The organism is Streptococcus sp. CL5.50, from assembly GCF_049738015.1.
Taxonomy (GTDB): Bacteria; Bacillota; Bacilli; order Lactobacillales; family Streptococcaceae; genus Streptococcus; species Streptococcus mitis_CA.
Genome location: NZ_JBKOTR010000001.1, coordinates 42,727 through 68,498, shown reverse-complemented (window position 1 = coordinate 68,498; position 25,772 = coordinate 42,727). Strand labels below are relative to the sequence as shown.

At 40.9% G+C, this 25,772-nt stretch carries 22 protein-coding genes; 19 read left to right on the top strand and 3 right to left on the bottom strand.

Features of this window, described 5'->3' with window-relative positions; translation table 11 throughout:
• The first annotated feature begins 7 nt into the window (after positions 1–7).
• The 16 genes from ACLNCV_RS00335 to ACLNCV_RS00260 all read left to right on the top strand — a co-directional run bounded on the left by ACLNCV_RS00335 (position 8) and on the right by ACLNCV_RS00260 (position 16,633).
• Entirely contained in the window at positions 8–1,378 is a 1,371-nt protein-coding gene (locus ACLNCV_RS00335) for an MATE family efflux transporter (protein ID WP_261126527.1), read from the top strand.
• A 96-nt stretch (positions 1,379–1,474) separates the two neighbouring features.
• Entirely contained in the window at positions 1,475–2,191 is a 717-nt protein-coding gene (locus tag ACLNCV_RS00330; protein ID WP_000532882.1) for a YebC/PmpR family DNA-binding transcriptional regulator, read from the top strand.
• A gap of 177 nt (positions 2,192–2,368) precedes the next feature.
• Entirely contained in the window at positions 2,369–2,839 is a 471-nt protein-coding gene (locus ACLNCV_RS00325; RefSeq protein ID WP_084929789.1) for a MarR family winged helix-turn-helix transcriptional regulator, read from the top strand.
• Positions 2,814–4,583 (top strand): ABC transporter ATP-binding protein, encoded by a 1,770-nt coding sequence (locus ACLNCV_RS00320; protein WP_060627467.1) that lies wholly within the window; start codon positions 2,814–2,816, stop codon positions 4,581–4,583. Before ACLNCV_RS00325 ends, ACLNCV_RS00320 begins: the two co-directional genes overlap by 26 nt.
• Entirely contained in the window at positions 4,573–6,333 is a 1,761-nt protein-coding gene (locus ACLNCV_RS00315; RefSeq protein ID WP_261126529.1) for an ABC transporter ATP-binding protein/permease, read from the top strand. The genes ACLNCV_RS00320 and ACLNCV_RS00315 overlap by 11 nt, the downstream gene beginning before the upstream one ends.
• 95 nt (positions 6,334–6,428) lie before the next feature.
• Positions 6,429–6,932: a phosphatase PAP2 family protein gene (locus ACLNCV_RS00310; protein WP_060627471.1), complete on the top strand. Its 504-nt coding sequence runs from the start codon at positions 6,429–6,431 to the stop codon at positions 6,930–6,932.
• A gap of 113 nt (positions 6,933–7,045) precedes the next feature.
• Positions 7,046–7,492 (top strand): LytTR family DNA-binding domain-containing protein, encoded by a 447-nt coding sequence (locus ACLNCV_RS00305; RefSeq protein ID WP_000776607.1) that lies wholly within the window; start codon positions 7,046–7,048, stop codon positions 7,490–7,492.
• A 4-nt stretch (positions 7,493–7,496) separates the two neighbouring features.
• The gene (locus tag ACLNCV_RS00300) at positions 7,497–8,171 is read left to right on the top strand and encodes a LiaF transmembrane domain-containing protein (protein ID WP_060627473.1); all 675 of its coding nucleotides are present in this window, start codon (positions 7,497–7,499) and stop codon (positions 8,169–8,171) included.
• Between the two features lie 106 nt (positions 8,172–8,277).
• On the top strand, positions 8,278–8,466 hold the full coding sequence (gene rpmB, locus ACLNCV_RS00295; protein ID WP_001140948.1) for a 50S ribosomal protein L28: 189 nt from the start codon (positions 8,278–8,280) through the stop codon (positions 8,464–8,466).
• A gap of 155 nt (positions 8,467–8,621) precedes the next feature.
• The gene (locus tag ACLNCV_RS00290) at positions 8,622–8,987 is read left to right on the top strand and encodes an Asp23/Gls24 family envelope stress response protein (protein WP_000216437.1); all 366 of its coding nucleotides are present in this window, start codon (positions 8,622–8,624) and stop codon (positions 8,985–8,987) included.
• A 2-nt stretch (positions 8,988–8,989) separates the two neighbouring features.
• Entirely contained in the window at positions 8,990–10,657 is a 1,668-nt protein-coding gene (locus ACLNCV_RS00285) for a DAK2 domain-containing protein (RefSeq protein WP_060627476.1), read from the top strand.
• A 200-nt stretch (positions 10,658–10,857) separates the two neighbouring features.
• A complete protein-coding gene (locus tag ACLNCV_RS00280; protein WP_084888210.1) occupies positions 10,858–12,558 on the top strand; it encodes an acetolactate synthase large subunit in 1,701 nt (566 codons plus the stop codon).
• The gene (ilvN, locus tag ACLNCV_RS00275; protein ID WP_001253803.1) at positions 12,551–13,027 is read left to right on the top strand and encodes an acetolactate synthase small subunit; all 477 of its coding nucleotides are present in this window, start codon (positions 12,551–12,553) and stop codon (positions 13,025–13,027) included. Before ACLNCV_RS00280 ends, ilvN begins: the two co-directional genes overlap by 8 nt.
• A gap of 170 nt (positions 13,028–13,197) precedes the next feature.
• Positions 13,198–14,220, top strand: coding sequence for a ketol-acid reductoisomerase (gene ilvC, locus ACLNCV_RS00270; RefSeq protein ID WP_000290683.1), 1,023 nt, complete (start codon positions 13,198–13,200; stop codon positions 14,218–14,220).
• 112 nt (positions 14,221–14,332) lie between these two features.
• Positions 14,333–15,583 (top strand): threonine ammonia-lyase IlvA, encoded by a 1,251-nt coding sequence (gene ilvA, locus ACLNCV_RS00265; protein ID WP_125392904.1) that lies wholly within the window; start codon positions 14,333–14,335, stop codon positions 15,581–15,583.
• 834 nt (positions 15,584–16,417) lie between these two features.
• Positions 16,418–16,633 carry a hypothetical protein gene (locus ACLNCV_RS00260; protein WP_001130035.1) on the top strand — a complete coding sequence of 72 codons (216 nt, stop codon included), beginning with the start codon at positions 16,418–16,420 and terminating at the stop codon, positions 16,631–16,633.
• A gap of 89 nt (positions 16,634–16,722) precedes the next feature.
• Here ACLNCV_RS00260 and ACLNCV_RS00255 read toward each other — a convergent pair whose 3' ends face one another.
• Positions 16,723–17,463, bottom strand: coding sequence for an amino acid ABC transporter ATP-binding protein (locus tag ACLNCV_RS00255; protein ID WP_000189477.1), 741 nt, complete (start codon positions 17,461–17,463; stop codon positions 16,723–16,725).
• Positions 17,463–19,028 (bottom strand): ABC transporter substrate-binding protein/permease, encoded by a 1,566-nt coding sequence (locus ACLNCV_RS00250; RefSeq protein ID WP_045612303.1) that lies wholly within the window; start codon positions 19,026–19,028, stop codon positions 17,463–17,465. Before ACLNCV_RS00250 ends, ACLNCV_RS00255 begins: the two co-directional genes overlap by 1 nt.
• Before the next feature lie 138 nt (positions 19,029–19,166).
• Here ACLNCV_RS00250 and ACLNCV_RS00245 point away from each other — a divergent pair, with 138 nt between their 5' ends.
• Together ACLNCV_RS00245 and ACLNCV_RS00240 are read left to right on the top strand one after the other, a co-directional pair.
• Entirely contained in the window at positions 19,167–21,056 is a 1,890-nt protein-coding gene (locus ACLNCV_RS00245) for a DUF2207 domain-containing protein (RefSeq protein WP_261011324.1), read from the top strand.
• Between the two features lie 60 nt (positions 21,057–21,116).
• Positions 21,117–21,962 carry an undecaprenyl-diphosphate phosphatase gene (locus tag ACLNCV_RS00240; RefSeq protein WP_424844768.1) on the top strand — a complete coding sequence of 282 codons (846 nt, stop codon included), beginning with the start codon at positions 21,117–21,119 and terminating at the stop codon, positions 21,960–21,962.
• A 34-nt stretch (positions 21,963–21,996) separates the two neighbouring features.
• Here the strand turns inward: ACLNCV_RS00240 and dinB are convergent, their stop codons facing one another.
• Positions 21,997–23,058 carry a DNA polymerase IV gene (dinB, locus tag ACLNCV_RS00235; RefSeq protein WP_424844767.1) on the bottom strand — a complete coding sequence of 354 codons (1,062 nt, stop codon included), beginning with the start codon at positions 23,056–23,058 and terminating at the stop codon, positions 21,997–21,999.
• A 237-nt stretch (positions 23,059–23,295) separates the two neighbouring features.
• On the opposite strand from dinB, the gene pflB reads away from it, so the two are divergent.
• Complete coding sequence (pflB, locus tag ACLNCV_RS00230; RefSeq protein WP_000260633.1) at positions 23,296–25,611, top strand: formate C-acetyltransferase; 2,316 nt, start codon at positions 23,296–23,298, stop codon at positions 25,609–25,611.
• The last annotated feature ends 161 nt before the right edge of the window (positions 25,612–25,772 follow it).

The window sequence follows — 25,772 nt, the reverse complement described above, 5'->3', positions numbered from 1 at the left end:
TAGCCTTATGAATAAAAAACGAACAGTGGACCTGATTCATGGTCCTATTCTTCCTTCGCTTTTGAGTTTTGCCTTTCCAATCTTGCTGTCCAATATTTTCCAACAGCTCTATAATACTGCTGATGTCTTGATTGTTGGACGTTTTCTTGGTCAAGATTCCTTGGCTGCGGTTGGGGCAACAACTGCTATTTTTGATTTGATTATAGGCTTTACGCTTGGTGTTGGTAATGGAATGGGGATTGTCATTGCCCGCTATTATGGGGCTAGGAATTTCACCAAAATCAAGGAAGCGGTAGCAGCTACCTGGATTTTAGGTGCTCTTTTGAGTATTGTAGTGATGTTGCTGGGCTTTCTTGGTCTGTATCCTCTTTTGCAATACTTAGATACTCCTGCAGAAATCCTTCCTCAGTCCTATCAATATATTTCTATGATTGTGACCTGTGTCGGTGTCAGCTTTGCTTATAATCTCTTTGCAGGTTTGTTGCGGTCCATTGGGGACAGTCTAGCAGCCCTTGGATTTCTGATTTTCTCTGCTCTGGTTAATGTGGTTCTGGATCTCTATTTCATTACGCAATTGCATCTGGGAGTTCAATCTGCAGGCCTTGCTACCATCATTTCGCAAGGCTTATCAGCGGTTCTCTGCTTTTATTATATCCGTAAGAGTGTGCCAGAACTTTTGCCTCAACTCAAGCATTTCAAATGGAACAAGGCTTTGTACGCTGATCTCTTGGAGCAAGGTTTAGCTATGGGTTTGATGAGTTCAATTGTATCGATCGGCAGTGTGATTTTACAGTCTTCTGTTAATACCTTTGGTGCAGTGATTATTAGTGCCCAGACGGCAGCTCGACGCATTATGGCTTTCGCCCTTCTTCCCATGACTGCTATTTCTGCATCAATGACGACCTTTGCTTCTCAGAATCTAGGAGCTAAGCGACCAGACCGCATTGTTCAAGGACTTCGAATCGGCAGTCGTCTAAGTATATCCTGGGCAGTTTTTGTTTGTATCTTCCTCTTTTTTGCCAGTCCAACCTTGGTTTCCTTCTTGGCTAGTTCGACAAATGGTTACTTGATAGAAAATGGAAGTCTGTACTTGCAAATCAGTTCAGCCTTTTATCCTATTTTGAGTCTCTTGTTGATTTATCGCAATTGTTTGCAGGGTTTGGGGCAAAAAATCCTTCCTCTGGTTTCTAGCTTTATCGAACTAATCGGGAAAATCGCTTTTGTGGTTTTGATTATCCCTTGGGCAGGATATAAGGGAGTTATCCTTTGCGAACCCTTAATCTGGGTTGCCATGACCATTCAACTGTATTTCTCACTGTTTCGTCACCCCTTGATAAAAGAAGGCAAGGAAATTTTAGCAACTAAAGTGCTATCCTAGTTGTATTTACTGAATAAAATCCATTTCCTCTAGTGAAAATCGAAAAAACTTGTGTTATAATAAGAAAGATTAAAATGTGAAAAAAGGAGATTCCTAATGGGACGTAAATGGGCCAATATCGTAGCCAAGAAAACGGCTAAAGATGGAGCTAACTCTAAAGTATATGCAAAATTTGGTGTAGAAATCTATGTAGCAGCTAAAAAAGGTGATCCAGATCCAGAATCAAACTCAGCCTTGAAATTCGTTATCGACCGTGCTAAACAAGCCCAAGTGCCAAAACACGTTATCGATAAAGCTTTGGACAAGGCTAAAGGAAACACAGACGAAACCTTTACAGAAGGACGTTACGAAGGTTTTGGACCAAATGGTTCTATGCTGATTGTTGATACTTTGACTTCAAATGTCAACCGTACAGCGGCTAATGTCCGTGCAGCCTTTGGTAAAAATGGCGGAAACATGGGCGCTTCAGGTTCAGTTTCATACCTCTTTGACAACAAGGGAGTTATCGTATTTGCAGGTGAAGATGCGGACGCGGTCTTTGAGCAATTGCTAGAAGCAGATGTGGATGTGGATGATGTAGAAGCAGAAGAAGGGACAATCACAGTTTACACAGCTCCAACTGACCTTCATAAGGCTATCGTTGCCCTTCGTGAGTCAGGTATCGAAGAATTCCAAGTGACTGAATTGGAAATGATTCCTCAGTCAGAAGTGGAATTGTCAGGCGATGATCTTGAAACCTTTGAAAAACTTTACAGCGTTCTTGAAGACGACGAAGACGTACAAAAGATCTACACAAACGTAGATGGATTCTAATTTAACCTAGTGAACATGATCCTAAGTGAAAAAATCACTTGGGATTTTTTGAATCAAGAAAAATAGTTCTCTAGGAAACTTTTTCTTGACATCCCTTTTCAAAGTGGTAAAATAGTTCTCATGGAAACTTGTTTAGTTCCTAGGAGAACTAAATGTGATAGTTAGAAAGGAGTTAGTATGGATAAACCGATGTTAGTCTTTAAGCGTTTTGGTCATCAGATTCACCTCATGGTGCAAAAGGAAGCCAAACGTTGTGGTATTGAATTTATGGGTGGGCCTCAAGGTCAGGTTGTTCGTTTTTTGGATAATCGTGAGAAAAACCAAGACTTGGTCTTGATTAAAGATATAGAGCAGGAACTCAATATTACCAAGTCTGTTGCTAGTAATTTGGTCAAGCGTATGGTGCAAAATGGTTTGGTGGAATTGGAGGCGAGTCCTAGCGATAAGCGGGCAAAATTTGTTCGTTTGACGGACAAAGCACGTTCTCAGATGCAACAGGTTAAGTCTTTTTTTGAACGAATAGACAAGAAGTTGATGGAAGACATTGATGAAGATGAATTACTGATTTTTGAGAAAGTTCTCGGTCAACTACAGGCAAATATCAAGGGAATAGGAGGAGAGAATGAAGAAATTAGCCAAACGAATTAGTAGAAAAGAATGGGGGATGATTTTACTAGCCATTCTCTTTACTTGCTTTTCGGTCTATCTAGAGTTGGAAGTGCCGACCTATATCTCGAAAATTACGAATTTACTAGGAAGTCAAAGAACCAACTTGGATGAGTTATGGCAACCAGCAGGTATGATGGTGGGAATGTCCTTTCTAGCCTTCTTATCCGCAGTTGCAGTTGGATTTTTTTCGTCCAGAGTGGCCGCTTCTTATACTAGTAGGCTGAGAAGTGATATTTTTAACCGAGTTTTGGATTACTCGCAGACAGAGATTAAGAAATTCTCTATTCCTAGCCTCTTGACGCGTACTACCAATGACATTACTCAAGTTCAAATGTTGATTACCATGGGCTTGCAAGTAGTTACGCGTGGTCCGATTATGGCTATCTGGGCTATCGGGAAGATTTTAGGCCATTCAGAATACTGGCTCTGGGCCGTACTTGTGGCAGTGATTGTCAACGTCCTGATGACGACTGTTTTGATGACGCTAGCCTTTCCAAAACAGTCCTTGATTCAGGGGTTGACAGATAAACTGAACAGTATCACTCGTGAGAGTTTAACAGGTATTCGCGTCGTTCGTGCCTACAATGCAGAGGATTACCAAAATGAAAAATTTGCAGCAGCAAATGATGAATTGACACGCTTGAATTTGTTTGTCAACCGTCTCATGGCCATTTTGAATCCTATCATGATGGGAATTTCAAGTGGTTTGAGTGTGGCGATATACTGGATTGGAGCCTATGTAATCAACGATGCTGCTCCGACGGCGCGCCTGCCTCTCTTTAGTGATATGGTTGTTTTCATGTCTTATGCCATGCAGGTTGTCATGGGCTTCCTTCTCATGGGGGCGCTCTTCATCGTTCTTCCCCGAACCATGGTCTCTGCCAAGCGGATTAACCAGGTTCTAGATTTACATTCTTCTATCCAAAATCCTGCTCAAGCGCAGCTGGCTGATGAAAATCTCAAAGGTCAGGTCGAGTTTAAGGATGTGACCTTCCGCTATGCGGCAAATTCGGAGGCGGTTATCGAGCATGTCAGCTTTAAAGCAGAAGCTGGTCAAACAGTGGCCTTTATTGGGTCAACAGGTTCTGGTAAATCAACTCTGGTCAATCTGATTCCACGTTTCTACGATGTGTCAGAAGGAGAAATTCTGGTGGATGGTGTCAATGTTCAAGACTATGACTTGAAAGATTTGCGCAACAAGGTTGGTTATATTCCTCAGAAAGCGGTTCTCTTTTCAGGTGATGTTAAGGGCAATTTGGACTTTGGACACAGTCAAGAAACACCACTTAGTGAACAGGCTATGTGGCAGGCTTTGGAGTTGGCCCAGTCTAAGAACTTTATCGAAGACAAGGAAGCGGGCTTATCGTCAGAAGTGGCCCAAGGAGGAACCAACTTCTCAGGTGGTCAAAGACAGCGTCTGGCAATTGCGCGTGCCTTAGCTCGGAAGCCAGAAATCCTCATCTTTGATGACTCCTTCTCAGCTTTGGACTACAAGACAGACCGTGTCCTACGCCAAGAGCTAGCAGAGAAAACCAAGTCTATGACCAAGCTTATCGTTGCACAGCGTATTTCAACGATTATGGATGCAGATTTGATTTTGGTCTTGGATCAAGGAAAAGTCGTGGGACAAGGCACCCACAAGGAACTTCTAGCTAATAACGAAGTTTACCAAGAAATTGCCTATTCACAACTATCGAAGGAGGAATTGGAACATGGAAAATAAGAAAATGTCTCTCTGGAAACAGAGTAAACCCTATCTTGCAGGCCTCCAGTTTGCCCTTCTAATCGCCTTTCTAGCAACAATCTTATCCAATATCATTACTGTATATGGTCCAACCCGTATCAAGGAAATGACTAATATTATTGCCAGTGGTTTGGAAACAAGTGTGGATGTCGCGGCGGTTGCAGCTATTGGTGGTTTTTTGGCCGTCATCTATGTGATTGGACTTTTATCAAATTATTTGCAGGCCTTTCTGTTTACAACAGCTATTCAACGTTTTTCAGAGCGTTTGAGAAGAGCTATTGCAGAGAAAATCAATCGCCTTCCATTAGGATATTTTGATGGGCATTCTCAAGGAGATACCTTGTCTCGTGTGACTAATGACGTTGACACTGCAGCCCAATCCCTCAATCAAAGTCTAGGAACAGTTCTTTCATCTAGCTTACTGGTCGTGGCTGTCTTAGTAACCATGTTTGGTATGAACTGGATTTTAGCTTTGGTGACGGTTGTTTCAACTCTTATTGGTTTTGCTTTCGTGTCTGTCTTTATGGGCAAATCACAGGGATTCTTTAAAAGTCAGCAACAGGATTTGGCAGCTGTCAATGGTTATGTGGAAGAAATGTACTCTGGTCATAATGTGGTGACCAGCTACAATGCTATCGAGAGCACGAAAGAAGAGTTTGCGAAATTAAACCATCGTCTGTATGATAGTATCTGGAAATCTCAGTTTATTTCAGGGATTATGATGCCGATTATGATGTTTATTGGGAACTTTAGCTATGCCTTGGTGATTATTGTTGGTGCAGCTTTGGCTCTGAATGGGCAGATTAGTATCGGGATTATCGTTGCCTTTATGGCCTACGTTCGTATCTTTTCTCAGCCCCTTTCCCAAATTGCTCAAGGGATTACCAGTCTTCAGCAAACTAGCGCAGCCATGGGACGTGTCTTCGAATTCTTAGGTGAAGAGGAAATGGAAGATGAATCTCATAAAGAAAGACAGCTGAGCGATATGAAAGGGCAAGTGGTCTTTGATCGAGTTTCCTTTGGTTATACACCAGAGCGAACCATCATTAATGACTTTTCTGCGACTGCTCATGCAGGTCAAAAGGTTGCCATTGTCGGACCGACCGGAGCTGGGAAGACAACTATTGTCAATCTTTTGATGAAGTTCTATGAGATTGATAAGGGAAGCATCCGTATCGATGGTGTGGATACCAAGGAGATGAAGCGTTCGGAAGTGCATGATGCCTTTTCAATGGTCTTGCAGGACACTTGGCTCTTTGAAGGCACTATCCGAGACAATCTTATCTATAACCAAAAGGATATTAGCGATGAGCGCGTGATTGAAGCCAGCAAGGCTGTAGGGATTCATCACTTTATTATGACCCTCCCAGATGGTTACGATACCGTCTTGGACGATACAGTGACCTTGTCTGTCGGACAAAAGCAACTCTTGACCATTGCTCGCGCTTTGCTGAAAGATGCACCACTCCTAATCCTAGATGAAGCGACCTCTTCGGTTGATACACGGACGGAAGAATTAATCCAGAAAGCCATGGACCGTTTGATGGAGGGAAGAACTTCCTTTGTCATCGCCCACCGCTTGTCTACTATCCGAAATGCTGATCTTATTCTGGTTATGAAAGATGGAAATATCATCGAGCAAGGAAATCATGATGAGCTGATGGCGCAAGCTGGTTTCTACGCTGACCTCTACAACAGTCAATTTACAGAAGACGAAGCAGAAGAATAAATCGAAAGAAGGCTTGACGGCCTTCTTTTTCTGCACTATACTAGAAGACAAGTGCTTCCCTGTAAGCAAAATTTGAGTAAGTGATGAGAAAATATATGAAAAATTATCAAGAATGGTATGACTACATTGCTGCTAACATTGAAAATAGGCCCTTTCTTCTGAGCTTGTTAAGAACTTTCAATCGCTTTATGACGGTAGTTATGCCTATAATTTATCTAACCTTGTTAGCAACTGTCTATCTCCAACAAGGACTTGAGAAACAGGTCTGGATCTATGTGTTTGTCCCTGCATCAGGCTTTGTTATTTTGTCCCTTCTTCGTAAGAAAATCAATACTCCTAGGCCTTATGAGGAATGGGATATTAAACCCTTGCTTGACAGAGATAGTCCTGGTCAGTCTATGCCCAGCCGTCATGTCTTTTCAGCAACCATTATCTCCATGGCTTGCTTACATGCTAGTTTATCTGTAGGGGTTATCTTGTTGGTCTTGTCAGCCCTCCTCGGCCTTGTGCGAGTTCTAGGTGGCGTGCATTATCCCAAGGATGTAGTGGTTGGCTATATGTGTGCTCTTGTGTGGGGGGTGATTTTCTTTCTATGTTGACCTGTAAGTTAGGGTAGCCTTACAACCACTTACGGGTCTAAAGTAACCACTTGCTTTTTTGCTCTTGTTTTCTTATTTTAGCTTTGATATAGTAGAGTCAGAAAGGAGATGGAATGAAGTTACGAATCGAAATTGACAGCAATTTAGAGGAAACTGAAATTGTCATCAAGGCAGCGGCTTTGACAGATGAGATTGCGGATTTACAGCGGCTCTTGCAAGAATCCAAGTCTCCTCGGTTGATTTTTTATAAGGGAACAGGTGAATATTATCTGGATTTGTCGGAAATTCTCTTCTTTGAGACGGAAGGTAGCAAGATTTATGCCCATACCCAGAAAGATGCCTACGAAGTTCGGCTCAAACTCTATGAGTTAGAGTCGATCCTGCCTCGCTATTTTAGTCGAGTATCCAAGTCAACTATCGCAAATATCCGTCAGGTTTACTCGGTGGACAAGTCCTTTTCAGGAACGGGCACCATTTCCTTTTATCAGACCCATAAGGAGGTTCATGTCTCACGACATTACCAATCCCTCCTAAAAGAAAATCTAAGAAACATGAGGTAAGAACATGAAAAAGAAAGCATTTGGTATTGTGTTGCTAGTATTGGCAGCTTTAATATTATTACAAGGAAATTTTGGAATCCCTTCATTCGGTGGGCAAATTTGGCCCTTGCTTGGTATTGCATTTTTTGCCTATCAATCAGTTGGAGCTTTGTTGCGTCGTCACTTAACTTCAGCCTCTTTTACAGCTCTAGTAGCCTTAATGATTGCTAACCACTTTTATGGCATTTTACCAATTCCCAATCAGTCATTGTTCTGGGCAAGTATTTTAATCGTAATGGGTGTCAGCGCACTCACTCATTCTAACAGAACTTGGAATGGGAAAAAATGGTGGTATGATGGTAAAAAGACCATTCTTACAGATAAGGAAGTTGCTTTTGGGACTGGGACTTTCTACAAGCAAAATCAAGAATTGGTAGACGACCAAGTAGAAGTTGGTTTTGGAAATGCCAAAATCTATTATGACAATGCAGAGATTTTAGGAGATAGCGCAACTCTGAAAGTGGAAGTCGGTTTTGGGAATGCAGTTATCTATGTTCCTAAACATTGGGGAGTTGATTTAAAGGTAGAAACTTTCTGTGGCGTAGCCAAGGCAGATACTCCTCTAGCGCCAACCAGCAAAACCTTGATTATCCGTGGAGATGTGGCTTTTGGGAAATTAGGAGTTGTTTACGTTAAATAAAAAAATCTTTCAATCCCCTTGCCAAAACAGAGAAAGTGTGATAACATAGTACAGTATGTGGTGCTAGCACATCCGCTATATTAGATCTAATAGGAGGAAAACACAAATGGCTAAAGTATGTTACTTTACAGGTCGTAAGACTGTATCAGGAAACAACCGTTCACACGCGATGAACCAAACAAAACGTGCCGTAAAACCAAACCTTCAAAAAGTTACTGTTCTTATCGATGGTAAACCTAAAAAAGTTTGGGCTTCAGCTCGTGCTTTGAAATCAGGTAAAGTTGAACGCGTTTAATAATAAAAGTAAGGAGACCTTAGGGTCTTTTTTCTTTTACTGCAGGTATAAAATCATTTGAAAAATAGAGTAAATATCCGCTGATACAGTATTCTGCTTTTACACTTGGGCTGAAATATGATAAAATAGAGTATCAACTAGTTGAGGTAAAAAGGATGACTGTAAAAATTAATACAAAAGATGGTCAAATCGAACTAACAGATGAAGTGATTGCAACCGTCGTAGGTGGAGCAGCAACTGAGATTTTTGGTGTGGTCGGTATGGCTAGTAAAAATGCCCTCAAAGATAATTTCCAAGCCCTTCTAGGTAAGGAAAATTATTCCAAAGGTGTCGTCGTGAAGGCAGCCGAAGATGGCAGTATTGCAGTTGATGTATATACCGTGTTGAGCTACGGAACAAAGATTAGCGAAGTGTCAAAAAACATTCAAGAGCGTGTTCGGTTTAGTTTGGAAAATCAACTTGGAATTACCGCTCAGACTGTAAATGTCTACATTCAAAATATCAAAGTTGTAGGAGAATAACCGTGTCAAAAATTACTACTAGCTTATTTCAAGAAATGGTGCAGGCTGCATCAACTCGTTTGAATAAGCAAGCTGAATATGTCAATTCATTAAACGTCTTTCCAGTTCCAGATGGAGATACTGGAACAAACATGGGAATGACCATTGAAAATGGAGCTAAAGAAGTTGCAGACAAGCCAGCTTCTACAGTTGGCGAGGTAGCGAGCATTCTTGCTAAAGGTCTTTTGATGGGTGCGCGTGGAAACTCAGGCGTTATTACGTCTCAGCTTTTCCGTGGATTTTCACAAGCCATCAAGGATAAAGACGAATTAACAGGTCAAGACTTGGCCCTTGCCTTCCAATCAGGTGTAGAAGTTGCTTATAAGGCAGTGATGAAACCAGTTGAAGGAACGATTTTGACAGTTTCTCGTGGGGCAGCTATTGGTGCGAAGAAAAAAGCTGAGCAAACAGATGACGCTGTTGAAGTCATGCGCGCAGCCTTGGAAGGTGCTAAAACAGCACTAGCTAAAACGCCAGACATGCTTCCAGTATTGAAAGAAGTTGGCGTTGTGGATTCAGGTGGTCAAGGACTGGTCTTCATCTATGAAGGTTTCCTTTCAGCCCTTACTGGCGAATATATTGCATCTGAGGACTTTGTAGCGACTCCTGCCAACATGAGTGAGATGATCAATGCAGAGCATCATAAGTCTGTGGCTGGTCACGTAGCGACTGAGGACATCACGTTTGGTTACTGTACTGAAATTATGGTAGCTCTTAAGCAAGGTCCAACCTATGCCAAAGATTTTGACTACGACGAATTCCGTAACTACTTGAATGAACTCGGGGATTCTCTCCTTGTTGTCAATGATGATGAAATTGTCAAAGTCCATGTCCATACAGAAGATCCAGGACTTGTTATGCAAGAAGGTCTCAAATATGGTAGCTTGGTCAAGGTAAAAGTTGACAATATGCGTAACCAACACGAAGCGCAGGTTGAAAAAGAAGCTGCTCAAGTTAGCAAACCAGCTGAAGAAAAAGAATATGCTTTGATTGCTGTCGTTGCTGGTAAAGGTCTAGCAGATATCTTCCGTTCTCAAGGTGTGGATTATGTTATCGAAGGCGGTCAAACCATGAACCCTTCAACAGAAGACTTTATCAAGGCTGTTGAACAGGTCAACGCTCGTAACATCATCTTCCTGCCAAACAACAAAAACATCTTCATGGCAGCTCAATCTGCAGCAGAAGTTTTGGAGCAACCAGCAGTAGTGGTAGAGACTCGTACTCTTCCTCAAGGTTTGACAAGTCTTCTTGCCTTTGATCCAAGCAAGTCAATTGAAGAAAATCAAGAGCGTATGACTGCAGCCCTTAGAGATGTCGTTAGCGGAAGCGTCACAACAGCCGTTCGTGATACAACCATTGATGGTTTAGAAATCCATGAAAACGATAATCTTGGTATGGTTGATGGGAAAATTCTTGTGTCAAACCCTGACATGCACCAAACCTTGACAGAAACATTGAAACATATGTTGGATGAAGATAGTGAAATTGTAACCTTCTATGTCGGTGAAGATGGAAGCGAAGAACTTGCCAATGAAATTGCTCAAGAAATCGCAGAAGAATTCGAAGACGTTGAAGTCGAGATTCACCAAGGTCAACAACCTGTTTACCCATACCTATTCAGTGTGGAATAAGATTAATGAAGAACTGAGAAATCAGTTCTTTTTTCTTTTTTAGTAAATGAAATCGGTATCTTTTTAATAAAAACAAAAATAACATTCATAAATAAACGTTAAAATAGAAAATTCAGAAAATTTCTTCTTTTCTCTTGAAAAATTTTGAAAAAATGGTATGATAGAAACAAGTTATTTTTAAGAGAAGAGAAAGGGGAACAATGGAGAAAATCAGTTTAGAATCTCCTAAGACGGGGTCGGACCTAGTTTTGGAAACACTTCGTGATTTAGGAATTGATACCATCTTTGGTTATCCTGGTGGTGCGGTCTTGCCTTTTTATGATGCGATATATAATTTTAAAGGCATTCGCCACATTCTAGGACGCCATGAGCAAGGCTGTCTGCATGAAGCTGAAGGTTATGCTAAATCAACTGGAAAGTTGGGTGTTGCCGTCGTCACTAGCGGACCGGGAGCAACAAATGCCATTACAGGAATTGCAGATGCCATGAGCGATAGTGTTCCCCTTTTGGTCTTTACAGGTCAAGTGGCGCGAGCGGGGATTGGGAAGGATGCCTTTCAGGAGGCAGACATCGTGGGAATTACCATGCCAATCACTAAGTACAATTATCAAGTTCGTGAGACAGCTGATATTCCGCGTATCATTACGGAAGCTGTCCATATCGCAACTACAGGTCGACCAGGGCCAGTTGTAATTGACCTACCTAAAGACGTATCTGCTTTAGAAACGGACTTCATCTATTCACCAGAAGTGAACCTACCAAGTTATCAACCGACTCTTGAGCCAAATGATATGCAAATCAAGAAAATCTTGAAGCAATTATCCAAGGCTAAAAAGCCAGTCTTGCTAGCTGGCGGTGGGATTAGTTATGCTGAAGCAGCTGCAGAATTAAATGAATTTGCAGAACGCTATCAAATTCCAGTGGTAACCAGTCTTTTGGGACAAGGAACGATTGCAACGAGTCATCCACTCTTCCTTGGAATGGGAGGCATGCACGGGTCATTCGCAGCTAATATTGCCATGACGGAAGCGGACTTTATGATTAGTATTGGTTGCCGTTTCGATGACCGCTTGACGGGGAATCCTAAGACCTTCGCTAAGAATGCCAAGGTTGCCCACATTGATATTGACCCAGCCGAGATTGGCAAGATTATCAGTGCAGATATTCCTGTAGTTGGAGATGCTAAGAAAGCCTTGCAAATGTTGCTGGCCGAACCAACAGTTCATAACAATACTGAAAAATGGATTGAAAAAGTCACTAAAGACAAGAACCGCGTTCGTTCTTATGATAAGAAAGAGCGTGTAGTTCAACCGCAAGCTGTTATTGAACGAATTGGTGAATTAACTAACGGAGATGCCATTGTGGTAACAGACGTTGGTCAACACCAAATGTGGACAGCTCAGTATTATCCCTACCAAAATGAACGTCAGTTAGTGACTTCAGGTGGTTTGGGAACCATGGGATTTGGAATTCCAGCAGCAATTGGAGCTAAAATTGCTAACCCATATAAGGAAGTAGTCTTGTTTGTTGGGGATGGCGGTTTCCAAATGACTAACCAGGAATTGGCTATTTTGAACATTTACAAGGTGCCAATCAAGGTGGTTATGCTGAACAACCACTCACTTGGAATGGTTCGCCAATGGCAGGAATCCTTCTATGAAGGTAGAACGTCAGAGTCAGTCTTTGATACCCTTCCTGATTTCCAATTGATGGCACAAGCTTATGGCATTAAAAACTATAAGTTTGACAATCCTGAGACCTTGGCTCAAGACCTTGAAGTCATCACTGAGAATGTTCCTATGCTAATCGAGGTAGATATTTCTCGTAAGGAACAGGTGTTACCAATGGTACCAGCTGGTAAGAGTAATCATGAGATGTTGGGGGTGAAGTTCCATGCGTAGAATGTTAACAGCAAAACTACAAAATCGTTCAGGAGTCCTCAATCGCTTTACTGGCGTTCTGTCTCGTCGTCAGGTTAATATCGAAAGTATCTCTGTTGGAGCAACAGAAGATCCGAATGTATCGCGGATCACCATTATTATTGATGTTGCTTCACATGATGAGGTGGAGCAAATTATCAAACAGCTCAATCGTCAGATTGATGTGATTCGCATTCGTGATATTACAGACAAGCCTCATTTGGAGCGCGAGGTGATTTTGGTTAAGATGTCAGCGCCAGCTGAGAAGCGCGCTGAGATTCTAGCGATTATTCAACCTTTCCGTGCAACGGTGGTAGACGTAGCGCCAAGCTCGATTACCATTCAGATGACAGGAAATGCTGAAAAGAGTGAAGCTCTGTTGCGAGTCATTCGACCATACGGTATTCGCAATATTGCTCGAACTGGTGCAACTGGATTTACCCGCGATTAATACTCTTCGAAAATCAAATTCAAATCACGTCAGCTTTGCCTTGCCGTACTCAAGTACAGCCTGCGGCTAGCTTCCTAATTTGCTCTTTGATTTTCATTGAGTATAAAAATATTTTAAATTTGTTAAACCAGCCTAAAAGGCAATAAATAATAGAAAAGAGAGAAAAAATTATGGCAGTTCAAATGGAATACGAAAAAGATGTTAAAGTAGCAGCACTTGACGGTAAAAAAATTGCCGTTATCGGTTATGGTTCACAAGGACATGCGCATGCACAAAACTTGCGTGATTCAGGTCGCGATGTCATCATCGGTGTACGTCCAGGTAAATCTTTTGATAAAGCAAAAGAAGATGGATTTGACACTTATACAGTAGCAGAAGCTACTAAATTGGCTGATGTTATCATGATTTTGGCACCAGACGAAATCCAACAAGAATTGTACGAAGCAGAAATCGCTCCAAACTTGGAAGCTGGAAACGCAGTTGGATTTGCTCACGGTTTCAACATCCACTTTGAATTTATCAAAGTTCCTGCGGATGTAGATGTTTTCATGTGTGCACCTAAAGGACCAGGACACTTAGTACGTCGTACTTATGAAGAAGGATTTGGTGTTCCAGCTCTTTACGCAGTATATCAAGATGCAACAGGAAATGCTAAAAACATTGCTATGGACTGGTGTAAAGGTGTTGGAGCGGCTCGTGTAGGTCTTCTTGAAACAACATACAAAGAAGAAACTGAAGAAGATTTGTTTGGTGAACAAGCTGTACTTTGTGGTGGTTTGACTGCCCTTATCGAAGCAGGTTTCGAAGTCTTGACAGAAGCAGGTTACGCTCCAGAATTGGCTTACTTTGAAGTTCTTCACGAAATGAAATTGATCGTTGACTTGATCTACGAAGGTGGATTCAAGAAAATGCGTCAATCAATTTCAAACACTGCTGAGTACGGTGACTATGTATCAGGTCCACGTGTGATTACTGAGCAAGTTAAAGAAAATATGAAAGCTGTCTTGGCAGACATCCAAAATGGTAAATTTGCAAATGACTTTGTAAATGACTATAAAGCTGGACGTCCCAAATTGACTGCTTACCGTGAACAAGCAGCTAACCTTGAAATTGAAAAAGTTGGTGCAGAATTGCGTAAAGCAATGCCTTTCGTTGGTAAAAATGACGACGATGCATTCAAAATCTATAACTAATTGATAGAAATTAAGGTGAAGGCGAGTTGGGGGACTAACTCGCTTTTATAATCAATTCATCTCTTTTTAAAAGATGGATTACGATAAGTTTGAAATAGTCTAGGAGAAAATGATGTTAAGTTCAAAAGATATAATCAAGGCTCATAAAGTCTTGAACGGTGTGGTTGTGAATACCCCACTGGATTACGACCATTATTTATCGGAGAAGTATGGTGCTAAGATTTATTTGAAAAAGGAAAATGCTCAACGTGTTCGTTCTTTTAAAATTCGTGGTGCCTATTATGCCATTTCGCAGCTCAGCAAGGAAGAGCGTGAGCGTGGGGTAGTCTGTGCCTCTGCGGGGAATCATGCACAGGGAGTTGCCTATACTTGTAATGAAATGAAGATTCCTGCTACTATCTTTATGCCCATTACTACTCCGCAACAAAAAATTGGTCAAGTTCGCTTTTTTGGTGGGGACTTCGTAACTATTAAACTAGTTGGAGATACTTTTGATGCTTCTGCTAAAGCAGCTCAAGAATTTACAGTTTCTGAAAATCGTACCTTTATTGATCCCTTTGATGATGCCCATGTTCAAGCTGGTCAAGGGACAGTTGCTTATGAGATTTTAGAAGAAGCTCGAAAAGAATCGATTTATTTTGATGCTGTCTTGGTTCCTGTTGGTGGTGGCGGTCTCATTGCTGGGGTTTCTACCTATATCAAGGAAACAAGTCCAGAAATTGAAGTCATTGGGGTAGAGGCTAATGGAGCGCGTTCCATGAAGGCTGCTTTTGAAGCTGGTGGACCTGTTAAACTCAAAGAAATTGACAAATTTGCGGATGGGATTGCTGTGCAAAAGGTAGGTCAGTTGACCTATGAAGCAACTCGTCAACATGTTCAAACTTTGGTAGGTGTCGATGAGGGATTGATTTCTGAAACCTTGATTGACCTTTACTCTAAGCAAGGGATTGTCGCAGAACCTGCTGGAGCGGCTAGTATCGCCTCTTTAGAGGTTTTGGCTGAATATATCAAGGGGAAAACCATTTGTTGTATCATTTCTGGAGGAAATAATGATATCAACCGTATGCCTGAAATGGAAGAACGTGCCTTGATTTATGATGGAATCAAGCATTACTTTGTGGTTAATTTTCCACAGCGTCCGGGGGCTTTGCGTGAATTTGTAAATGATATCTTGGGGCCAGATGATGATATCACACGTTTTGAGTATATCAAACGAGCTAGCAAGGGGACAGGCCCAGTATTGATTGGGATTGCCTTGGCAGATAAGCATGATTATGCAGGCTTGATTCGTCGAATGGAAGGTTTTGATCCAGCTTATATTAACTTAAATGGTAACGAAACGCTCTATAATATGCTTGTCTGAGGACTAATAAAAAAATATCATATTATTTGCACAATTGATGTATAGGTGCTATAATGAAGATGAAGAAAGGGGGCGATTCCTATGGACTTAGGAAATCGGTTACGCTATTTCTATCATAACTCATTATAGTACCTATGTTTTTTGATTCAGTTTATAGTAAGGGAGTAAAATTACTTGTTATATGTAAGGAGTTTTTTGAAATCTACTATTTTATATATAGCTAATCTGAATTTTGGCTAAATATAATAGGAATTAGAAAAAATAATCAATACTAATGAGAAGCCTTATACTGAGGTTACTGAGAAGAGTGACGGGATACTCGGAAGATGAAGACCGTAGAAAAATGAAACATAGAATACTACGGTTTCCTAGCTACTCGCTTTTTAATGGGTAGGAGAAATAAAAAGTAAACTTGATAAAGTAAATAAATAGTACAAGTTGACCAAATGATTGAATGCTGGTGCAGACATGAAAAAGTCTAAAAGGAGAAAAATACTCGTTAGAAATGGTTTAGAGCAGAAGATTATTTTGTCAAATTTTTTTGTTTTACAGTGGAATAAATAATATGAAATAAGATTAGAATATGTCTAGATTATCGAGAATCAGCATCTGTCAAATATGAATATTATTACATAAATAAGATTTAATAATACAATTGTTTTAAAGAACTATAAAAATTGTTTTCGACAGTGAAAAACCTATATATTATAAGCTTTAATAAGATAGCAAGTAAAAATAAGGGCGTTTATTTTATTGAATATATGTTTTTTTATTGACAAAAAGCATAAAAGCGTATACAATTAAATATCGTAAATAAGAAAATAGGAGAAAGACATGGCTAAGTCAAACTTTGAAAAAGTAGAATCAGTTGTTGGCTGGGTTCGTGATAAGAAAATCACAGGCTACCGTATCTCTAAAGAAACGAATGCTCGTGAAATGTCTATCATTGCTCTAGCGCAGGGGCGTGCAAAAGTTAAAAATATTTCGTTTGAAACGGCTCTAGGTTTAATTGATTTCTATGATAAAAATCATGAAAAATTTGAAGATTAATCTTTGGATAATGGTGGATTCTTGAATAGGGTCTGCCTTTTCATTTATAGGATAACAAAAAGACTGCACAAGGATGCAGCCTTTTCTTTTTATTTGAGATAGCGTTGAAGGAACTCTTTTGTACGATCTTCTTTAGGATTGGTAAAGAGGTCTTCTGGTTTGCCTTCTTCAGCAATCACACCCTTATCCATAAAGATAACACGGTGAGAGACGTCACGGGCGAATTCCATTTCGTGGGTTACGACAATCATAGTCAAGCCTTCCTGAGCCAGATCTTGCATGATTTTGAGGACTTCTCCAACCATTTCTGGATCGAGAGCTGATGTTGGTTCATCAAAGAGAATGGCGTCAGGATTCATTGAAAGGGCACGAGCGATGGCCACACGTTGTTTTTGACCACCTGAGAGTTGTTTTGGTTTGGCTTGCCAGTAGCGTTCCCCCATGCCGACCTTTTCTAGGTTTTCTTTGGCAATCTTTTCAGCTTCTGTACGTTCGCGTTTAAGGACAGTTGTCTGAGCGACAATTGTGTTTTCAAGCACGTTGAGATTTTCAAAGAGGTTAAAGGATTGGAAAACCATTCCCAACTTTTCACGGTATTGCGTGAGGTCATAGCCTTTTTCGAGGACGTTTTGTCCATGATAAAGGATTTGTCCATCAGTTGGCGTTTCAAGGAGGTTAATGGAGCGTAGGAAGGTTGATTTTCCGCTTCCAGAGCTTCCGATGATAGAGATGACCTCTCCCTTGTGGACAGTCAGAGAAATGTCTTTTAGCACTTCGTTTTGTCCATAGGATTTTTTGAGGTGTTTAATTTCAAGGATTGCTTGTGTCATTATTTCAAATCCTCCGTTTGCATTTGGTTAGCACCTGTAGTATAGGTATCCATGTCCATGCGGCGTTCGATGAAGCGTAGGATACGTGTTACGGTAAAGGTGAGGACAAAGTAAATCACGGCGATGATTGTAAATGTCTGGAAGTATTGATAGGTTTGCGTTGCCACGGTATTTCCTGAGAAATAAAGTTCGACAACAGAGATAACGTTCAATACAGATGTATCTTTGATATTGATGACAAATTCATTACCAGTTGCTGGTAGGATATTGCGGACAACCTGAGGTAGGACAATCTTACGCATGGTTTGGTTATGAGTCATACCGAGTGCAGTTGCGGCTTCAAATTGTCCCTTGTCAACTGCTAGGATACCACCACGAACGATTTCGGTCATGTAGGCACCGGTGTTGATCGAAACGATGAAGATAGCAGCTAGTGTGCGGTCAAGGTTGATCCCGAAAGCTTGGGCAGTTCCATAGTAGATAACCATCGATTGAACGATCATAGGTGTACCACGGAAAATTTCAATGTAGACATTGAGAATCCAGCCGACTAGTTTTTGTAGGCCGTAAATGGCTTTGTTTTCAGAGAGAGGAGCAGTACGGAAGACACCAATGGCAAGTCCAATAATGAGACCTATGATGGTTCCGACGATAGAGATTAAAAGAGTGATACCAGCACCACGCAAGAGTTGTTGCCAGTTTTCAGAAAGAATTTTAGCGACTTGGCTAAAGAAACTACTGCTAGTCTCTTCAGTTGTTGTAGCTTCGGCAGGTTGCTCTTTGATCATACGATCCATCAAGGCAACTTGGTCGTCTTTTGAAATGGTTTCAATGCTGGTATTGATTTGACTAATACGATTGTCATCTTTACGAAGTCCAATGGCAATAGCCGTATCTTCTTCCCCAGTTTTGAAACCTGGTTCTACTTGAACCATCTTGAACTTAGAGTTAGCAGCTTCAGCAGTCAGAGCTTCTGGTCGTTCAGAAACATAAGCATCGATAACACCAGCTTCAAGTGCTTGGCGCATTTGAGCGAAGTCTCCCATGGCAGTTTCTTTTTTAGCGCCTGGGATTTGACCAATCAAGTCATAAAGGTAGACACCTTGTTGAGAAGTGATTTTCGCACCGTTAAAGTCATCCAAAGATTTAGCACTTGCGTAGGCAGAATCTTTTTTGACAAGCAAAACTGGTTCGCTAGTGTAGTAGCTGCTTGAAAAGGCAATTTCTTGTTTGCGTTCGGCAGTTGGACTCATACCTGCGATAATCATGTCAATCTTACCAGAAGTAAGGGCAGGGACTAGACCTTCCCACTTGGTTTTAACAACTAAAGGTTCTTTACCTAAGTCCTTAGCGATTTTCTTGGCGATTTGAACATCGTATCCGTTAGCATACTGGTTAGTCCCATCGATTTTGACAGCTCCATTGCTATCATCGTCCTGAGTCCAGTTAAAGGGAGCATATGCTGCTTCCATCCCGATGCGTAAATATTCATCGGCTTGGGCAACATTGACAAGTCCCAGCATCAGCAAGAGACTTGTGAAAATAGATAAGTATATTTTTCTCATGATTTCTCCTATTTCTAATCTATTAAAAAATAACTGTCTCCTATTTTATCGAAAAAAAATCTATTTTTCAATATAGGTAAGCCCTTACTTGTGAAAAAATGATATAATGATAGCAAAGATAAAAAGGGGGCTTAGTTGATGAAAAAAACTTTTTTCTTACTGGTGTTAGGCTTGTTTTGTCTTCTGCCATTCTCTGTTTTTGCCATTGATTTCAAGATAAACTCTTATCAAGGTGATTTGTATATTCATGCAGACAATACAGCAGAATTTAGACAGAAGATAGTTTACCAGTTTGAGGAGGACTTTAAGGGTCAAATCGTGGGACTTGGACGTGCAGGCAAGATGCCTAGTGGATTTGAGATAGATCCTCAACCAAAGGTTCAGGCTGCGAAAAATGGTGCTGAACTAGCAGACGTTACTAGCGAAGTGATAGAAGGAGCAGATGGTTATACTGTTAAAGTCTATAATCCAGGCCAGGAAGGCGACACAGTTGAAATTGACCTTATCTGGAACTTAAAGAATTTGCTTTTCCTTTATGATGATATCGCTGAATTAAATTGGCAACCTCTGACAGATAGTTCAGGGGCTATTGGGAAGTTTGAATTTCATGTAAGGGGAGACAAGGGGGCTGAAAAACTCTTTTTCCATACAGGGAAACTTTTTAGAGAGGGAACGGTTGAAAAGAGTAACCTTGATTATACTATCCGTTTAGACAATCTTCCGGCTAAACGTGGAGTTGAGTTACATGCCTATTGGCCTCGGACCGATTTTGCTAGCGCTAGGGATCAGGGATTGAAAGGGAATCGTTTAGAAGAGTTTAATAAGATAGAAGACTCGATTTTTAAAGAAAAAGAGCAAAGTAAACAACTCGTTAATTGGGTCTTCCCTTCGATACTTTCTATCTCCTTGTTATTGAGTATTTGCTTTTATTTTATTTATAGAAGAAAGACCACTCCTTCGGTCAAATATGCCAAAAATCATCGTATCTATGAACCACCAATGGAATTAGAGCCTATGGTTTTATCAGAGGCAGTCTACTCGACCTCCTTGGAGGAAGTGAGTCCCTTGGTCAAGGGAGCTGGAAAATTCACCTTTGACCAACTTATTCAAGCTACCTTGCTAGATGTGATAGACCGTGGGAATGTCTCTATCATTTCAGAAGGAGATGCAGTTGGTTTGAGGCTAGTAAAAGAAGATGGTTTGTCAAGTTTTGAGAAAGACTGTCTAAATCTGGCTTTTTCAGGCAAAAAAGAAGAAACTCTTTCCAATTTGTTTGCGGATTACAAGGTATCTGATAGTCTTTATCGTAGAGCCAAAGCTTCTGATGAAAAACGGATTCAAGCAAAGGGGCGTCAGCTCAAATCTTCTTTTGAAGAAGTATTGAACCAGATGCAAGAAGGAGTGAGAAAACGAATTTCCTTCTGGGGGCTCCCAGATTATTATCGTCCTTTAACTGGTGGGGAAAAGGCCTTGCAAGTGGGTATGGGGGTCTTGACTATCTTGCCCCTATTTATCGGATTTGGTTTGTTCTTGTACAGTTTGGATGTTTATGGATATCTTTACATCCCCTTGCCAATACTTGGTTTTTTAGGTTTGGTGTTGGCTGTTTTCTATTATTGGAAGCTTCGATTAGATAATCGTGATGGTGTCCTAAATGAAGCAGGAGCAGAAGTATACTATCTCTGGACCAGTTTTGAAAATATGTTGCGTGAGATTGCAAGATTGGATCAGGCTGAATTGGAAAGTATTGTGGTCTGGAATCGCCTCTTGGTCTATGCGACCTTATTTGGCTATGCGGACAAGGTCAGCCATTTGATGAAGGTTCATCAGATTAAAGTGGAAAATCCAGATATCAATCTATATGTAGCTTATGGTTGGAATAGTATGTTTTATCATTCAAGCGCGCAAATGAGCCATTATGCCAGTGTCGCAAATACAGCAAGTACCTACTCCGTATCTTCTGGAAGTGGAAGTTCTGGCGGAGGCTTCTCTGGAGGCGGAGGCGGAGGCAGTATCGGCGCCTTTTAAAGAGAGCTATCACTGGCTGAAAAAATATGCTATAATGGAAGATAGAAAAAGGAGTAATCTATGTATCTTATTGAAATTTTAAAATCTATCTTCTTCGGGATTGTTGAAGGAATTACGGAATGGTTGCCGATTTCCAGTACAGGTCACTTGATTTTAGCAGAGGAATTTATCCAATACCAAAATCAGAATGAAGCTTTTATGTCCATGTTTAATGTTGTGATTCAGCTTGGCGCTATTTTAGCGGTTATGGTCATTTACTTTAACAAGCTCAATCCTTTCAAATCGACTAAGGATAAGCAGGAAGTTCGTAAGACTTGGAGACTGTGGTTGAAGGTCTTGGTTGCCACTTTGCCTTTACTTGCCGTCTTTAAATTTGATGATTGGTTTGATACCCACTTCCATAACATGGTTTCTGTTGCTCTCATGTTGATTATCTATGGGATTGCCTTTATCTATTTGGAAAAGCGCAATGAAGCGCGTGCTATAGAGCCAAGTGTAACAGAGTTGGACAAACTTCCTTATACGACAGCATTCTATATCGGACTCTTCCAAGTTCTTGCCCTTTTACCAGGAACTAGCCGTTCAGGAGCGACTATTGTCGGTGGTTTGTTAAATGGAACCAGTCGTTCTGTTGTGACGGAATTTACCTTCTATCTTGGAATTCCTGTTATGTTTGGAGCCAGTGCCTTAAAGATTTTCAAATTTATAAAAGTAGGACAGTTCTTGAGTTTTGGGCAATTGTTCTTGCTCTTGGTTGCGATGGGAGTCGCTTTTGCAGTCAGCATGGTCGCTATTCGCTTTTTGACCAGCTATGTGAAAAAACACGACTTTACCCTTTTCGGTAAATACCGCATCGTGCTTGGTAGTGTTTTGCTACTTTACAGTTTTGTCCGTTTATTTGTATAAGAAAAACCTTGAAGGGTTCAGACTCTTCAAGGTTTTAAAATCCAGTCACGGTAACTCCTAGCAAGCGGACACCTCTTTCTTTCTCGCTTAATTCTTCATAGAGTTGCAGGGCTATTTGGCTTATATGACTAGCATCTTGTGTTTTTTGAGCCAGACTTTTTCGTTTGGTAAGAGTTGAAAAGTCCTCGTAGCGGATTTTCAAAATGACAATTTTACCAGCTTTTTCTTGCTGATTGAGATTGAGAGCGACTCTTTCTGATAGGAGAGCCAGCTCTTTTTTGATATCTTCCTCGGCACGGAGAATCTTCCCATAGGTTTTCTCCTTCCCGATTGATTTACGGATGCGATTGGATTTGACGGGGGAATTGTGGATACCACGAGCCTTTCGATAAAGATCATAGCCTAGTCTGCCAAAACGGTCTATGAGGGTTACTTCAGGAACTTCAAGTAGATCAGCGCCGGTAAAAACGCCCATTTGATGAAGTCTTTCCACCGTCTTTTTTCCTACTCCATGAAACTTGGAAATATCCATTTGTTTGAGGAAATCCTCAGCCTGGTCAGGCAGAATCACCGTCAGACCATGTGGCTTTTGATAATCACTAGCCATTTTAGCTAAGAATTTGTTGTAAGAAACGCCAGCGGAAGCAGTTAGATGGAGTTCTTGCCAGATATCTTTTTGAATAAGGCGGGCAATTTTGACCGCTGACTTGATGCCGAGTTTATTTTCTGTTACATCCAAATAGGCTTCGTCAATGCTCATTGGTTCAATCAAATCTGTATAACGCTTAAAGATAGCTCGAATCTGGAGTCCCACAGCTTTGTATTTTTCATAATTCCCTGAGATAAAGACGGCTTGGGGACAACGTTCATAGGCTTCCTTGGAACTCATAGCAGAATGAACACCAAAAGCTCGCGCCTCATAGCTACAAGTGGAAACGACACCACGCCCACCTGTTTGCCGAGGGTCGCTTCCGATAATGACAGGTTTTCCTCTGAGTTTAGGATTATCTCTGATTTCGACCGCAGCAAAAAAGGCATCCATGTCAATATGGATGATTTTTCTTGACAAATCATTTAATAAAGGGAAAATCAACATGCCTAGCACCTTTTTACTGCTTATTTTCTTTCATTATACCCTTTTTTCTGAAAAAAAGGAAAAAGGACTTCGTTTTTTCAAAAATATAATACAGTTTAGAACAAAATATAGACTGTTTTAGAAAAGAAAGTGTAAAAATAGGGATTTTCCACTTGCTGAAATCGGTTACTGTGTGGTATACTTGTCTCATGAATGTAACAGATGGTTGTTACTAGAAAGAAAAAAGAGGACATTAACATGGTTGTTAAGACAGTTGTTGAAGCACAAGATATTTTTGATAAAGCTTGGGAAGGCTTCAAAGGCGTAGATTGGAAAGAAAAAGCAAGTGTATCACGCTTCGTACAAGCTAACTACACACCTTACGATGGAGACGAAAGCTTCCTTGCAGGACCAACAGAACGTTCACTTCACATCAAAAAAATTGTAGAAGAAACTAAAGCACACTACGAAGAAACTCGTTTCCCAATGGACACTCGTCCAACATCTATCGCTGATATCCCAGCAGGATTTATCGATAAAGAAAACGAAGTTATCTTCGGTATCCAAAACGATGAACTCTTCAAATTGAACTTCATGCCAAAAGGTGGTATCCGTATGGCTGAAACTACTTTGAAAGAAAATGGATACGAACCAGATCCAGCTGTTCACGAAATCTTTACTAAATATGTAACAACAGTTAACGACGGTATCTTCCGTGCTTACACTTCAAACATCCGTCGCGCTCGTCACGCTCACACTGTAACTGGTCTTCCAGATGCATACTCACGCGGACGTATCATCGGTGTTTACGCACGTCTTGCTCTTTACGGTGCAGACTACTTGATGCAAGAAAAAGTAAACGACTGGAATGCAATTGAAGAAATCGATGAAGAAACAATCCGTCTTCGTGAAGAAATCAATCTTCAATACCAAGCATTGCAACAAGTTGTTCGCTTGGGTGACCTTTACGGAGTTGATGTTCGCAAACCAGCGATGAACGTTAAAGAAGCTATCCAATGGGTTAACATCGCCTTCATGTCTGTCTGCCGTGTTATCAACGGTGCTGCTACATCTCTAGGACGTGTGCCAATCGTATTGGACATCTTTGCAGAACGTGACCTTGCTCGTGGTACATTTACTGAATCAGAAATCCAAGAATTCGTTGATGATTTCGTTATGAAACTTCGTACAGTTAAATTTGCTCGTACAAAAGCTTATGACCAATTGTACTCAGGTGACCCAACTTTCATCACAACTTCTATGGCTGGTATGGGTAACGACGGTCGTCACCGTGTTACTAAGATGGACTACCGTTTCTTGAACACTCTTGACAATATCGGTAACTCTCCAGAACCAAACTTGACAGTTCTTTGGACTGACAAATTGCCATACAACTTCCGTCGCTACTGTATGCACATGAGCCACAAACACTCTTCTATCCAATACGAAGGTGTTACAACAATGGCCAAAGACGGATACGGTGAAATGAGCTGTATCTCATGTTGTGTGTCTCCACTTGACCCAGAAAATGAAGAACAACGTCACAACATCCAGTACTTCGGTGCACGTGTAAACGTATTGAAAGCTCTTCTTACTGGTTTGAACGGTGGTTACGACGATGTTCACAAAGACTACAAAGTATTTGACATCGAACCAATTCGTGACGAAGTTCTTGAATTCGAATCAGTTAAAGAAAACTTTGAAAAATCTCTTGACTGGTTGACTGACACTTACGTAGATGCTTTGAACATCATCCACTACATGACTGATAAGTACAACTACGAAGCTGTTCAAATGGCATTCTTGCCAACTAAACAACGTGCAAACATGGGATTCGGTATCTGTGGATTTGCTAACACTGTTGATACATTGTCAGCTATCAAATACGCTACAGTTAAACCAATCCGTGACGAAAATGGCTATATCTACGATTACGAAACAATCGGTGAATACCCACGTTGGGGTGAAGATGATCCTCGTTCAAACGAATTGGCAGAATGGTTGATCGAAGCTTACACAACTCGTCTACGTAGCCACAAACTTTACAAAGACGCTGAAGCTACAGTATCACTTTTGACAATCACATCTAACGTTGCTTACTCTAAACAAACTGGTAACTCACCAGTTCACAAAGGTGTATACCTCAACGAAGATGGTTCTGTGAACTTGTCTAAACTTGAATTCTTCTCACCAGGTGCTAACCCATCTAACAAAGCTAAAGGTGGATGGTTGCAAAACTTGAACTCACTTTCTAGCCTTGACTTTAGTTATGCAGCTGATGGTATCTCATTGACTACACAAGTATCACCTCGCGCTCTTGGTAAGACTCGTGACGAACAAGTTGATAACTTGGTAACAATCCTTGATGGTTACTTTGAAAACGGTGGACAACACGTTAACTTGAACGTTATGGACTTGAACGATGTTTACGAAAAGATCATGTCAGGTGAAGACGTTATCGTACGTATCTCTGGATACTGTGTAAACACTAAATACCTCACTCCAGAACAAAAAACTGAATTGACACAACGTGTCTTCCACGAAGTTCTTTCAATGGATGATGCATTGAGCTAATCAATTAACTTGAATAATGAAAAGGAACCCTCGGTCAAACGACTGAGGGTTATTTTTTGGACTATTAAATTCCTTAAGTCAGGTATTGAAATGTCTGACCGGGATTCAAAGATACTTGTTGAGTTGCGGGAGGTATTTGATACTCAATGAAAATCAAAGAG